9 protein-coding genes are annotated in these 14,541 nt (G+C 32.6%); 7 read left to right on the top strand and 2 right to left on the bottom strand.

The annotated features are described in order from the left end of the window. Window positions 1-20: 20 nt before the first annotated feature. The 6 genes from recG to C8C88_RS12075 all read left to right on the top strand — a co-directional run bounded on the left by recG (window position 21) and on the right by C8C88_RS12075 (window position 9,692). On the top strand, window positions 21-2,129 hold the full coding sequence (gene recG / locus C8C88_RS12100; protein ID WP_121338368.1) for an ATP-dependent DNA helicase RecG: 2,109 nt from the start codon (window positions 21-23) through the stop codon (window positions 2,127-2,129). 135 nt (window positions 2,130-2,264) lie between these two features. Beyond that, a complete protein-coding gene (locus tag C8C88_RS12095; protein ID WP_121338367.1) occupies window positions 2,265-3,323 on the top strand; it encodes an efflux RND transporter periplasmic adaptor subunit in 1,059 nt (352 codons plus the stop codon). A 65-nt stretch (window positions 3,324-3,388) separates the two neighbouring features. Then, on the top strand, window positions 3,389-6,484 hold the full coding sequence (locus tag C8C88_RS12090) for an efflux RND transporter permease subunit (RefSeq protein ID WP_121338366.1): 3,096 nt from the start codon (window positions 3,389-3,391) through the stop codon (window positions 6,482-6,484). Next, window positions 6,465-7,799: a TolC family protein gene (locus C8C88_RS12085; protein ID WP_233549335.1), complete on the top strand. Its 1,335-nt coding sequence runs from the start codon at window positions 6,465-6,467 to the stop codon at window positions 7,797-7,799. Before C8C88_RS12090 ends, C8C88_RS12085 begins: the two co-directional genes overlap by 20 nt. A gap of 27 nt (window positions 7,800-7,826) precedes the next feature. Beyond that, window positions 7,827-8,690: a bestrophin family protein gene (locus tag C8C88_RS12080; protein WP_121338365.1), complete on the top strand. Its 864-nt coding sequence runs from the start codon at window positions 7,827-7,829 to the stop codon at window positions 8,688-8,690. A gap of 78 nt (window positions 8,691-8,768) precedes the next feature. Further along, window positions 8,769-9,692 (top strand): AraC family transcriptional regulator, encoded by a 924-nt coding sequence (locus tag C8C88_RS12075; RefSeq protein WP_121338364.1) that lies wholly within the window; start codon window positions 8,769-8,771, stop codon window positions 9,690-9,692. Between the two features lies 1 nt (window position 9,693). Here the strand turns inward: C8C88_RS12075 and C8C88_RS12070 are convergent, their stop codons facing one another. Together C8C88_RS12070 and C8C88_RS12065 are read right to left on the bottom strand one after the other, a co-directional pair. Then, window positions 9,694-10,068, bottom strand: coding sequence for a DUF779 domain-containing protein (locus tag C8C88_RS12070; RefSeq protein WP_121338363.1), 375 nt, complete (start codon window positions 10,066-10,068; stop codon window positions 9,694-9,696). Between the two features lie 78 nt (window positions 10,069-10,146). Next, a complete protein-coding gene (locus C8C88_RS12065) occupies window positions 10,147-11,652 on the bottom strand; it encodes an aldehyde dehydrogenase family protein (RefSeq protein WP_121338362.1) in 1,506 nt (501 codons plus the stop codon). A gap of 283 nt (window positions 11,653-11,935) precedes the next feature. Here C8C88_RS12065 and pheT point away from each other — a divergent pair, with 283 nt between their 5' ends. Continuing rightward, entirely contained in the window at window positions 11,936-14,356 is a 2,421-nt protein-coding gene (gene pheT, locus C8C88_RS12060; RefSeq protein WP_121338361.1) for a phenylalanine--tRNA ligase subunit beta, read from the top strand. Window positions 14,357-14,541 lie beyond the last annotated feature (185 nt).

The raw sequence follows: 14,541 nt of genomic DNA, 5'->3' as shown, positions 1-14,541 counted from the left end.
CAAAAAACTATCTTCGCAGTATGCAGCAAAACCTATTACAAACTCCCATTGAATACCTCAAAGGCGTTGGTCCTAATCGGGGCGAATTACTCCGTAAGGAATTGGGAATTCATAAGTATGGGGATTTGGTTAATTTTTTTCCTAATAGATATATAGACAGAACTCGTTATTATAAAATTAATGAGCTCCAAAATAATGCTGCGGAAGTCCAAATTATCGGAAAAATTATTGCTATTAAAACCGTAGAATTTGCTAAAGGAAGAAAACGCTTAGTAGCGACTTTTGTAGATGACACAGGACAAATGGAACTGGTTTGGTTTCAAGGCCACAAATGGATTCGGGAGAGTCTAAAAATTAATGAAGTTTGTGTTATTTTCGGAAAATGCAGTTCATTTAACGGACTATTTAACATGGCTCATCCTGAAATTGAATTATTAACAGAACACGAAAAAAGCCTGCGTTCAGCGATGCAGCCTGTATATCCATCTACAGAAACCTTAACCAATAGAGGCATTAGCAATAGAGTAATCAATAAAATGATGCAGCAATTGTTTCTGGAAACGCAAACATTATTTACAGAAACTTTACCCGATTATCTTATCAACGAACTTAAGCTCGTTCCTAAAAAAACAGCTTTATTTAATATTCATTTTCCAAAGAATAGTGAGCTTTTGGCGAAAGCCCAATTCCGATTAAAATTTGAAGAATTGTTTTTTATCCAATTACAATTAATTACTAAAAACTTAATCAGAAAGCACAAAATTAAAGGACATCCTTTTACAACTGTTGGAAAGTATTTCAATGAATTTTATCAAAATCATTTGCCTTTTGAACTCACAAATGCTCAAAAAAGAGTACTTAAAGAGATTAGGACAGATATGGGAAGTAATGCCCAAATGAACCGTTTGTTACAAGGAGATGTGGGTTCCGGTAAAACTATTGTAGCCTTCATGAGTATGCTGTTAGCCTTAGATAATGGCTTTCAGGCTTGCTTAATGGCACCAACCGAAATCTTAGCAAATCAACATTTTATAGGATTATCAGAATTAGCTAAAACCCTTGATATAAATATTCAAATCCTTACAGGATCAACTAAAACTGCCGCTAGAAAAATAATTCATGAAGACTTAGAAAATGGAAGTTTACACATTCTAATTGGTACACATGCTTTATTAGAAGATAAGGTTAAATTTAAAAACTTAGGTTTAGCCGTAATTGACGAACAACATCGTTTTGGAGTGGAACAGCGTTCAAAACTTTGGAAGAAAAACGAAATTCCGCCACATATTTTGGTAATGACCGCCACTCCTATTCCAAGAACTTTAGCAATGAGTTTGTATGGTGATTTAGATATTTCTGTAATTGATGAGTTACCGCCTGGCCGAAAACCTATTCAAACTGTGCATCGTTTTGACAGCAACCGCTTGAAAGTATGGAAATTTATACGAGACGAAATCGCCATTGGCAGACAAATATATATTGTATATCCTTTAATTCAGGAATCTGAAAAAATGGATTTCAAAGATTTAATGGACGGATACGAAAGTATTTCCCGAGATTTTCCTTTACCTCAGTATTCTATTTCTATTCTTCATGGAAAAATGAAACCATCCGACAAAGATTCAGAAATGAAACGATTCTCCGAGGGGAAAACAAATATTATGGTAGCTACAACAGTGATTGAAGTTGGCGTCAATATCCCTAATGCTAGTGTGATGATTATTGAAAGTGCAGAACGTTTTGGATTATCACAATTGCACCAACTTAGAGGCCGTGTAGGTCGTGGTGCCGAACAAAGTTATTGCATTTTGATGACGAGTCACAAATTGAGTTCTGACAGTAAAACTCGAATGGAAACGATGGTACAAACGAACGATGGTTTTGAAATTGCCGAAGTTGATCTTAAACTTCGTGGACCAGGAGATTTGATGGGAACGCAACAAAGCGGTGTGCTTAATCTTCAAATTGCCGATATTGTAAAGGATAGAGACATCCTAATGTTAGCAAGGAATTATGCGCTCAAAATACTACGAGAAGACGCTCCTTTACAGAAACCAGAACATCAAACGCTACGGGCAGTTTTCATCGAATTGACTAAAAAGAAAAATATTTGGAATTACATTAGTTAAACTTTTTAACTTAGTATTACTATTTGTATATACAAATGTTAAATTATAGCAAAGGAATGATTTTTTTGAATCCAAAAGTATAACTTTGTTAATTGCGTTAAAAAGACACATTAATACTACTCTTACACTATAAATATGAAGATAAAATACCTTGTTTACACACTCTTAACTGCTGGAATCATTGGATTCATTTCGTATCGAATCATTGAAAATAAAAGTGAATCTGGAGATCCTAAAGGTCCAAACGGAAAAGACAAACCTATTAATGTAAGTGGGATTGTACTTAAAAGTGGAACTTTTGACAACAATCTATCGCTTTCTGGATCAATTGAAGCTAACGAGCAAGTGGAAATTAGATCTGAAGTTTCGGGAATTGTTGAAGGTATTTATTTTAGTGAAGGTAGCAATGTTGCTAAAGGGCAAGTTCTTTTTAAAGTAAATGATGTGGAATTAAAAGCACAATTAACTCAAGCAACTACCAAAGAAGGATTAGCTTCTGAGAATGAAAGACGTGCTAAATTACTTTTGCAAAAAGAAGCTATTAGTCAAGAAGAATATGATGTTGCTAGATCTGATTATAAATCCGCTCAAGCACAAACTCAATTAATTAAAGCTCAAATTTCAAAAACATCTGTTAGAGCTCCTTTTTCTGGAAAAATTGGATTGCGTTCAATTTCGCCAGGAACTTATGTAACACCTTCTATTTTAGTAGCTAAATTAGTTAATATTGGCAAACTGAAAATCACATTTTCTATTCCTGAAAAATATACTTCACAAGTTAAAATAAATACTTTTTTAAGTTTTACAGTAGCTGGTTCTGATGATAAATATACGGCTAAAGTATATGCCATTGAACCTGAAGTTGAAGTTGCTACTAGAACCTTGAAAGTTCGTGCTATAGCAGAAAATAAAGACGGTAAATTATTACCGGGTACGTTTGCGAATGTAGAATTACCATTGGATATAATTAAAGATGCAATAGTAGTTCCTTCTGAAGCAGTAATTCCTGTACAAGACGGAAAGAAAGTTTTTATCAATAATAACGGCTTTGCAAAAGAAGTTATAATTGAAACCGCTACTAGAACAGATGCTACTGTATTAGTTTTTAAAGGGTTGAATCCTGGAGATACATTATTAACTAGTGGAGTTATGTCATTAAAAGATGAAACTCCTGTTATTGTAAAAATAAAATAGTTTACAATTTTAAATTTCAGTCATTAGAAATTCTAATTCAAAACTATTAAATCCTAAAATCAAAAATGAGTTTATCAACCACAAGTATAAGAAGACCCGTATTTACTATCGTTGTAAATTTAGCCATCATCCTTTTTGGATTAATTGGTTACAGTTTTCTTGGAATTAGAGAATTTCCTTCTATTGATCCTGCGCAAGTTTCTATTCGTACAAATTATGCTGGAGCAAATTCAGATATCATTGAATCCCAAATTACAGAACCTTTAGAAAAAGCAATTAACTCTATTGATGGTATTCGAAATGTGACTTCTTCAAGTATTCAAGGTAGTAGCAATATCACGGTTGAATTTAATTTAGATAAAAATCTCGAAGAAGCAGCAAATGATGTCCGTGATAAAGTTTCACAAGCCATTCGTAGTTTACCTCAAGATATTGATGCGCCACCAGTTGTTTCTAAGGCTGATGCCAATGGTGAAGCTATTATTTCTATGACAGTTCAAAGTGATTCCAGAAGCGCTTTAGAATTAAGCGATTATGCTGAAAATGTTATCGGTCAACGTTTGGAAACTATTCCTGGTGTTAGTGGAATTCAAATTTGGGGACAAAAAAGATACGCAATGCGTTTGTGGATTGATCCTGTGAAATTAGCTTCTTACGGTTGTACTGTTTCAGAAGTACGTGAAGCTTTAAACAAACAAAATGTCGAATTACCTTCCGGAAAAATAACAGGTGCTAATACGGAACTTACCGTAAAAACAGTTGGAAATTTAGCCACAGCTGAAGAATTTAATAATATAATCATTCGCTCAGAAGGAGAAAAAATAGTGCGTTTTAGTGATGTAGGTAATGCGGTTATGGGTGCCGAAAATATTGAAACTAAAATGACGCAATCCGGAACGCCATTAGTTGGTGTTGCTATTGTACCTCTTCCGGGAGCAAATTATTTAGATATTTCAAAAGAATTTTACAAAGAATATCAAATTTTAAAAAAGGATTTGCCTAAAGATATTCATTTGAATATCGTAATTGACAATACCGTTTTTGTAAAAAAATCAGTTATTGAAGTTGCAGAAACATTAGGAATTTCGATTCTTTTGGTAATCCTAATTATCTATTTATTCTTTAGAGATTGGGCAATTGCGTTTAGACCTTTAATAGATATTCCGGTATCCTTGATAGCTACGTTTTTTATCATGTGGTTGTTCGGTTTCTCCATAAATGTACTTACGCTATTGGCGATTGTATTGGCAACAGGTTTAGTGGTTGATGATGGAATTGTGGTAACGGAAAATATTTTCAAAAAAGTAGAAGAAGGCATGACTCCGATAGAAGCGGCCATAAAAGGTTCAAACGAAATCTTTTTTGCAGTTATCTCTATTTCTATAACTCTTGCAGCGGTATTTTTACCAGTAATCTTCTTAGAAGGATTTGTGGGTCGACTATTTCGGGAATTCGGTGTCGTCATTGGTGCTGCTGTATTGATATCAGCATTTGTTTCGCTTACATTAACACCAATGTTGAATGCTTATTTGATGAAAGGTGGCGAGCAAAAAAAATCAAATTTCTATATCAGAACGGAACCTTATTTCTTGAAATTGAACAGTGGCTATGCTGATGCACTGAATCGTTTTATGAAAAGAAAATGGTTGAGTTTTCCAATATTAATTGCGTGTTTTGGTTTGATTTATCTCTTTTTTAATTTACTAAAAAAAGAAACAGCACCGTATGATGACCGAAGCGGATTGATGATGAGTATAACTGCACCGGAAGGTTCTTCATATGAATATACGGATCGTTTCATGCAGGAATTATCACAATTAATCGATGATTCTATTCCAGAGAAAAAAGTTGCTTTAATTATTACTTCACCAGGTTTTGGTGCATCAACCGTAAATAGTGGAAGAATCCGAATTTCTTTGACCGAACCAAACGAAAGAAGCCGTTCTCAAAAAGAAATTGCCGAAAAACTAACCAAATGGACCAACCAATATTCTGAAGCAAAAACAGCTGTATTGGAACAGCCTACAATTGCAGTTAATAGACGCGGTGGTTTACCAATTCAGTATATTATTCAAGCGCCAAACTTTGAAAAATTACGTGAAAAGATTCCGTTATTTATGGATGAAGCCTCAAAAAACGAAACTTTTTCTACAACAGATGTTAACTTGAAATTTAATAAGCCTGAAATTAATGTTACTATTGATCGTGAAAAAGCAGAAAGTTTAGGAATTTCAGTAATTGATATTGCTCAAACTTTACAACTTTCGTTAAGCGGACAACGCTTTGGTTATTTTATGAGAAATGGAAAGCAATATCAAGTAATTGGACAATTTGATCAGAAAGATCGTTCTACTCCACTTGATTTAACGTCTATGTATGTAAAAAATAACAAAGGAGAATTAATTCAAATGGATAATGTTGTTACAATTGAAGAAAAAAGTAATCCTCCACAATTGTACCATAATAATAGATACATGTCTGCAACCGTGTCAGCAGGTCTGGCTCCAGGCAAAAGTATGAGCGATGGTATTGATGCGATGAATAAAATTAAAGCAAAAGTATTAGATGACACCTTCACAACTGATTTAGGAGGTGAATCTCGCGATTTTGTGGAGAGTAGTTCGAATACTTCATTTGCATTCGGTCTGGCATTAGTATTAATTTTTCTAATTCTTGCAGCACAATTTGAAAGTTTTATCGATCCATTAATTATCATTTTAACTGTTCCAATGGCAGTAGCGGGAGCTTTATTCTCCTTGTGGTTGTTTGACCAAACTTGGAATATTTTCAGCCAGATTGGAACTGTAATGTTAATAGGTTTAGTGACTAAAAACGGAATTTTAATAGTTGAGTTTGCAAACCAGCTTCGTGAACAAGGAAAATCGAAATTAGACGCTATTTTAGAAGCTTCAGAAGCGCGTCTTCGTCCTATTTTGATGACAAGCTTAGCTATTTCATTAGGAGCTTTGCCTATTGCAATGTCGCTTGGTGCCGCTTCAACTAGTAGAATTGGTATGGGAGTTGTCATTGTTGGTGGAACTATTTTTTCTTTAGTTTTAACGCTATTTGTAATTCCTGCAATGTATTTGATGTGGTCCAAAGCTCGAAAACATTATCCTGAATTTGATCACATTGAAGAATATGAAAAAGAAAGCAATTAAGATGATACATTCTAAATATATATTTAAAACGCTGGTTTTAGTTTTGTTTTGTGCATTAAAAATCAATGCACAAGAAATCTTAACTGTTGATGATGCTATAAAAATAGCCTTAGAAAACAATTATGAGATTAAAATTGCTTCTAATAATTTATTAATTGATAAAGCAAATGTTTCTTATGGAAATGCTGGAATGTTACCAAAGGCTACTGCGACAATTGTTGACAATAACGGTATCCAAAAACTTTCGCAAACACGAGCTGACGGAACAGTTAATAATCTGGACAACGCCAGAAGCAACAGCTTAAATTATGGAGTTGGTTTAGATTGGACCGTTTTTGATGGATTCAAAATGTTTGCAAAAAAAGAACAATTAGATGAATTGAAAAAACTAGGAGACGCAAAATTAAAACTGACTATAATTACTAAAATTAGCGATGTAAATGCAACCTATTACGACTTAGTTCAGCAGCAACAGCAACTAATGGCGCTTGATTCAACTATTGTAATCTCTAATCAACGATTGGCTTTAGCCAAAAATAGATTTACAATTGGTAAAGCTTCAAAACTGGAAGTTCTAAACGCTCAAGTAGATTTGAATACCGATAAAGTAGCTTTCCTTAGACAAAAAGAATTATATACCAATACTAAAATTCTATTGAATCAGATTCTTGCGAGAGAAGCAAAAATTGATTTTAAAGTAATGGATACAATTCTTGTAGATAATAAATTAGTATTGGCTGAATTGAGCGCTTTGGCTGAAAAACAAAATCCTCAATTAGAAACTCAAATCATCAATAAAAAGATTTCTGAATTGCAGTTGAAGCAAATAAAAGCTGCGAGATATCCAACTATAAAATTAAATACTGCTTATAATTTTTCAGAAAGTCACTCCAGTCTTGGTTTTACAACTCAGTCTTCTGCAAGAGGACTCAACTATGGATTTAGTGCTTCTTTAAATATATTTGATGGTTTTTCACAAAACAGGAACGAGACTATTAGCCAAATCCAAATTGACAATTCTAAAATTGCTATTGATCAGCAAAACCTTGCTTTACAATCACAATTGGCTATTTCATATCAAACTTATTTAACCAATTTAGAATTGATTGCTTTGGAAGAAAAAAATGAAGCTATAGCAAAACAAAACCTTACAATCACTTTAGATAAGTTTAGAATAGGAACTATAACTACATTAGAATTCAGAACGGCACAATTAAATTATGTCAATGCAACCGTGCGTTATAGTAATGCTCAATTTCAAGCAAAATTATCCGAAATTGCCTTACGTGAACTTGCTGGAAATTTGAATTTCTAATTTTAGATTTCTTTAAAAAAACCAAAAATGATTTCATACAATACTAAGGATTGGTTTACTTTCATCTTTCGTTTTCATAAAGCGGACACTTTTAGAACATTAATTCCTATAATGATAGCTATTGGCGTTTACGCTGGAATTATTGGGTATTTAGAAGTCGAATATTGGAAATTATCTCAAGATAGTTATATCAAAAACATAACTATCATGCACGGAATGTTAGGATTCGTAATTTCATTATTGCTTGTTTTCAGAACAAATACTGCCTATGATCGTTGGTGGGAAGGAAGAAGAATGTGGGGAAATTTAGTTAATAATAGCAGAAATCTAGCAATCAAATTAGGGAGCATTTTGAAAGATGAAAAAGATCGAAATTATTTCCGAAAAATGATCCCGAGTTATGCTTCCATTTTACATAAACATTTAAATGATAGTGACACCAGTAAGCAATTATTTGATGATGTGGATTTAGAAATTGATCATCATACACATAAACCCAATCAGGTTGCTAAAATGTTATTTTATAAAATAAATGATTTGTATGATTCCAAAAAAATTACAGGCGACCAATTAATTCTTTTAAACACCGAATTACAATCGTTTACAGAAATTTGTGGCGCTTGCGAAAGAATTAAAAACACTCCTATTCCCTACTCCTATAGTGCATTCATTAAAAAATTTATTTTCTTTTATGTAATGACATTACCATTTGGCTATTCCTTCAGCTTAGGGTATTATGTAGTTCCAGTTGTAGTGTTTATTTTTTATGTTTTAGCAAGTTTAGAATTAATTGCAGAGGAAATTGAAGACCCTTTTGGAACAGACGAAAACGACTTACCTACCAAAAAAATCGCCGAAAACATCAAAAAGCATATCGAAGAATTGCTTTGATTTTTTTTTACAATTAGTTTGTTATTCCGACAGTTATTTTCATTAAATTTAAAATTCTGTTTTTTAGAAAATTAATTTATGAATTCAAAACGAGCTTTTATTAATCCACCTCAATTAACGAATGAAAAATCGTTAAAAACTTTAGTGGAAAACCGTACTGTATATTCTTTAAATCATTGTGAATTAAACCTTTTTGAAACCTACGAATCTTCTCAATTGGTTCCATTAAAATTTAATGATTTGGTGGTAACAAGTATGCTTAGAGGCAAAAAAGTGATGCATCTTTTTGATGATCCTGGATTTGAGTATTTACCCGGAGAAACGGTCGTTATTCCGTCAAATGTGGGAATGAAAATTGATTTTCCTGAAGCGTCAAAAAACAATCCTACACAATGTTTAGCATTAGCAATTGATCAAACTAAAATTACAGAAACCTTGCATTTTTTGAATGAGCGTTATCCAAAAGAAGGAAATTCTCAATTTTGGCATTTGAACTACCAAAATTATTTTTTTTACAATAATGTAGAATTGGCCACAACAATCAACAAATTAATAAAGGAATGTATGAGTACATCAATCACCAAAGATGCTTTGGCGGATTTAACTTTACAAGAATTATTGATTCGTATTATTCAAACACAAACTGCAAAAGCTATTGATGATGGCTTATTCACAGATCCTAATAACCCTATCACACAAGTAATTGAATACATTCGGTTGAACTTAAAGGAAAACATAAGTCTTAAGCGTTTGAGTGAAAAATCATGTATGAGTACGACTTCTTTCTATAGATTATTCAAAAGAGAATTAGGAATGAGTCCAATAGAGTTTGTACTAAATGAAAAGATAAGATGCGCAAAACAATTACTCAAAAACCCAACAATTCAAATTAATGAAGTCTGTTATTTATCTGGTTTTGAAGACAGTAATTATTTCATTCGTTTGTTTAAAAAACATGAAGGCATTACCCCTAAACAATACCAATTATTACATGTTAATTAGATTATTCAAGGTAAATAACCGGTTCCAATAAAAGTTCTTCTTCGGGTGTAAAAATTCGATATTCGATTTGAAATGTTTTTTTCAATGGTGTTTCTAAAGAAAAACCTCCAACTCCAAAAGCATCAATTACATCCAAAGTAAAATGAGCATGTTTCCAATATTCGAATAAATCTTTGTCTACCCAAAATTCTGTATTTTCGATAATTCCAATACAAACATCTCCCATTCTTTGATAAAAACCTCCTTTTTCAAAACACTGAGGTTGCGTTCCTTCACAACATCCTCCTGCTTGATAAAACATTAATTCGCCATGTTTTTGCTGTAATATTTTAATTAATTCTACAGCTTTTTCTGTTGCATCGATTCTTTTTATCATTTTTTCTATTTTAAAACAAAACCTGACAAATTATTAAAATCTGCCAGGTTTAAAATTATATAAGTAATTGGTAATCAACTAAAAGAAACCTAATTTCTTTTTATCGTAAGAAATCAACATATTTTTAGTTTGGCGGTAATGCCCTAACATCATTTTATGATTTTCACGACCAATACCAGATTGCTTGTACCCTCCAAATGGTGCTCCCGCTGGATACGCATGGTATTGATTGACCCAGACACGACCTGCTTGAATCGCTCTTGGAACTTGATAAATTTCATGTGCATCACGTGTCCAAACTCCAGCTCCTAAACCGTACATGGTATCATTTGCAATTTCAATCGCTTCTTCAGTCGTTTTAAAAGTAGTAACCGCTAGAACAGGTCCGAAAATTTCTTCTTGAAAAATACGCATTTTATTGTGCCCTTTGAAAAGTGTTGGTTTGATATAATAACCACCATCAAGACTTCCACCCAAAGCATTTTCTTCACCACCAATAAGTACTTCAGCACCCTCTTCTTTACCTAATTTGATATAAGAAAGTATTTTTTCTTTTTGAACCAATGACGCTTGCGCTCCCATCATTGTAGTTTTATCTAAAGGATTACCCAATTTGATAGCAGCTGTTCTTTCGATTACTTTTGCAATAAATTTATCATATATATCTTCGTGTACTAGTAATCTAGAAGGACAAGTACAAATTTCTCCTTGATTCAAAGCAAACATAACCGCACCTTCTACTGCTTTATCAAAGAAATCATCATCAGCATCACCCACAGATTTCATAAAAATATTTGGTGATTTTCCGCCTAATTCTAATGTTACTGGAATAATGTTTTCAGTTGCATATTGCATCACCAAACGACCTGTTGTAGTTGAACCTGTAAATGCTGCTTTTGAAACTTTTTTATTGGTAACCAATGCGCGACCAAGTTCAGCTCCGAAACCATTTACAATATTTACAACTCCTGGAGGCACTATATCCCCTATTAATTCCATCAAAACCATAATAGAAATTGGAGTACTTTCAGCTGGTTTTAAAACAACTGTATTTCCCGCTGCTAATGCTGGAGCTAATTTCCATACCGCCATTAAAATAGGAAAATTCCAAGGAATAATTTGAGCAATAACTCCTAATGGTTCACTCAATGCAATTGAAACTGTTTGAGAATCTAATTCGGCAATGGAACTTTCTTCAGCGCGAATTACACCTGCAAAATATCTGAAATGATCTATTGCTAGAGGAATATCTGCAGCTAAAGTTTCACGTATTGCTTTACCATTATCAATAGTTTCTACGGTTGCTATATATTCCAAATTATCTTCAATAACCTGTGCTATTTTATTCAACAAAATGCTGCGTTCTGTAACAGATGTTTTTCCCCAAGTTTGAAAAGCATCATATGCCACATCAACCGCTATTGCTAAATCTTCTTTAGTAGAATGCGCAGCTCTTGTGTAAACTTTTCCATCAACTGGAGAAACTACATCAAAATATTGTCCACCAACAGGCGCAACAAATTTACCTCCAATATAATTATCATACTTTGCCTTAAATTCAGGTCTTTGGGCTATATTGCTCATATTTAAATATTTTAGTTTATTCAAAAGTAGCTTGATATAAATCATCAAAATAGCACAATTAATGCAACTAATAGCATTAAATTTCCATATGTGTTTTTTTAATGTTATTTTATTATATAATTAACAAATATTTTGACTTATAAATATCAATAACTCATTTTAAATATTTTTTTAAGGCATAAAATCATTCATAAAAAACAAAAAAAATTGTTTCTTACTCCAAACTGCAATCCTTATATTTGCACCCGAGACCGAGGGTCGAAAATCTCATTAAAATTGACAGATGAAAATATCTTATAATTGGTTAAAACAATTTATTAAAATAGACTGGAATTCAGAAGAAACATCAGCATTACTAACAGATTTAGGTCTTGAAGTAGAAGTTGTTGAAAAATACCAATCGGTTAAAGGTGGCTTAGAGGGTATTGTAGTAGGACATGTTCTTACTTGTATTCCACATCCTGATGCTGACAGACTAAAAATTACTACCGTTGACTTAGGAAATGGCGTTCCTGTACAAATTGTTTGTGGTGCTAGTAATGTTGCTGCAGGGCAAAAAGTTCCAGTTGCAACCATCGGAACTACATTATACGACAAAGAAGGAGTTTCTTTTCAAATCAAAAAAGGAAAGATTAGAGGACAAGAAAGTCACGGAATGATTTGTGCCGAAGATGAGTTAGGTCTTGGAGAGAGTCACGATGGAATTATGATTTTGGATGATTCATTAGTTGCAGGAACTCCTGCCGCTACTGTTTTTAAAATTGAAAATGACGAAGTTTTCGAAATCGGATTGACTCCTAATCGTGCTGACGCAATGAGCCATTTAGGAACGGCTCGTGATTTAAGAGCTGGTATGCTACAAAGCGGTGTAAATGTTGAATTAATTACACCATCAGTAAGTAATTTTAGAGTTGATAAGAGAACTTTGAAAATAGATGTTGACGTAAAAGAAGCAAAATTAGCACCAAGATATTGTGGTGTTACTATTTCTGGAATCACTGTTAAGCCTTCTCCTGCATGGCTACAAAATAGATTAAAAGCTATTGGATTAAATCCAAAAAATAATATTGTTGATGCAACAAACTATGTTTTACATGAATTAGGGCAACCACTTCATGCTTTTGATGCATCACATATAAACGGAAAAGTAATTATTAAAACACTTCCTGCAGGGACTAAGTTCATAACTTTGGATGATGTCGAAAGAACTTTACACGAAGAAGATTTAATGATTTGTGACGAAAAAGGTCCTTTATGTATTGCGGGAGTTTTTGGTGGAAAAAAATCAGGTGTATCTGAAAATACCAATTCCATTTTCTTAGAAAGTGCTTATTTTAATCCAGTAAGCATTCGTAAAACAGCTAAAAGACACCAATTAAATACTGATGCTTCATTCCGATTTGAAAGAGGAATTGATCCAACAATTACACAATATGCTTTAAAACGTGCTGCCCTATTAATAAAAGAAATAGCTGGTGGTGAAGTTACATCAGATGTAATTGATTTGTATCCGAAAAAAATTGAAGATTTTACAGTTTTCTTAAATTTTAGCAAAGCGGCTAAAATCATTGGCCAAGAAATACCAAAAGATATCATTAAAAAAATATTAGTTTCGTTAGATATCAAAGTAAATAGTGTTTCTGATGCAGGTTTAGGACTTACAATTCCTGCTTATCGAGTAGATGTACAAAGAGAAATAGACGTTATTGAAGAAATTCTTCGCGTATATGGATACAACAACATCAGTTTTTCTAAAAAACTAAATGCATCCGTTTCAAATTCGCCAAGAACAGAAGATTATAAAGTTCAGAATAGCGTTGCCGCACAATTGAATTCACAAGGATTTCATGAAATGATGGCAAATTCATTGACAACAGCTACGTATGCTACACTTTCCGAAGTATTAAGTCCAGAGCACAATGTAACTATGCTAAATCCATTAAGCAATGATTTAGCAACAATGCGACAATCCTTATTGTTTTCAGGATTAGAAGCTATATCTTATAATATTAATCGAAAAAATGCAGATTTAAAATTATTTGAATTCGGAAAATCATACCATAATTATCCAACTGGTTATGAAGAGAAAAAACATTTAACCTTATTTCTTTCTGGTAACCGAAACCAAGAAAGTTGGACAAATACTCAAAAACCTTCTGATTTCTTTTTATTCAAAGGATATGTTGAAGCGATTCTTTCTAGACTTGGAATTCAAAAAGTACAAAATCAACCCGTAATATCAGATGTTTTTTCTGAAGGAATTGCAATTGGCTTTGGACAAGATACTCTAGTAGAATTAGGTGTAGTTAAAAAATCAATCACGAAGCATTTTGGAATTAAGCAAGAAGTATTCTTTGCTGATTTCAACTGGGCAATAATTTTAAAATTGATTTCTAATAAAATTAAATATACTGAAATTCCAAAATATCCTGAAGTTAGAAGAGATTTGGCATTGTTAATTGATCAAAATATCAGTTACGGAAGTATTTATGATATTGCGCGTCAAACTGAAAAATCATTATTAAAAGATGTCAATCTATTTGATGTTTACGAAGGAAATAATCTTCCGAAAGGAAAAAAATCTTACGCATTAAGTTTTACTATTCAAGACAATTCAAAAACATTAACCGATGCACAAATTGATAAAATTATGAGCAAATTGCAAAATAATTTTGAAAAAGAGCTTGGAGCAAGTTTGAGATAGTTTCAACTTAACGCAATTATAATCCCAATTTTAGAAATAAAATTGGGATTTTTTTGTTCTTTATATTTCTAAATTTTATTACTTATCATATCAAAATACTCATCCTCTGGTTGCATAATGAGGTTTGTTTATGACATCACTAAACTATTTTAATTCAATTACAGATAAACAAAAAACCAACCTCT

The sequence above is a fragment of the Flavobacterium sp. 123 genome (assembly GCF_003634825.1).
Taxonomy (GTDB): domain Bacteria; phylum Bacteroidota; class Bacteroidia; order Flavobacteriales; family Flavobacteriaceae; genus Flavobacterium.
Note: the sequence above shows the minus strand (reverse complement) of the source record. Positions and strands in the feature narration are given on the sequence as shown.

Bases quoted from the DNA above. Each gene is read 5' to 3' on its own strand.
- C8C88_RS12080 (WP_121338365.1), top strand. From the start codon at position 7,827: ATGATTTCATACAATACTAAGGATTGGTTTACTTTCATCTTTCGTTTT.
- C8C88_RS12065 (WP_121338362.1), bottom strand. From the start codon at position 11,652: ATGAGCAATATAGCCCAAAGACCTGAATTTAAGGCAAAGTATGATAAT.
- C8C88_RS12075 (WP_121338364.1), top strand. From the start codon at position 8,769: ATGAATTCAAAACGAGCTTTTATTAATCCACCTCAATTAACGAATGAA.
- C8C88_RS12070 (WP_121338363.1), bottom strand. From the start codon at position 10,068: ATGATAAAAAGAATCGATGCAACAGAAAAAGCTGTAGAATTAATTAAA.
- pheT (WP_121338361.1), top strand. From the start codon at position 11,936: ATGAAAATATCTTATAATTGGTTAAAACAATTTATTAAAATAGACTGG.
- C8C88_RS12085 (WP_233549335.1), top strand. From the start codon at position 6,465: ATGAAAAAGAAAGCAATTAAGATGATACATTCTAAATATATATTTAAA.
- C8C88_RS12090 (WP_121338366.1), top strand. From the start codon at position 3,389: ATGAGTTTATCAACCACAAGTATAAGAAGACCCGTATTTACTATCGTT.
- recG (WP_121338368.1), top strand. From the start codon at position 21: ATGCAGCAAAACCTATTACAAACTCCCATTGAATACCTCAAAGGCGTT.
- C8C88_RS12095 (WP_121338367.1), top strand. From the start codon at position 2,265: ATGAAGATAAAATACCTTGTTTACACACTCTTAACTGCTGGAATCATT.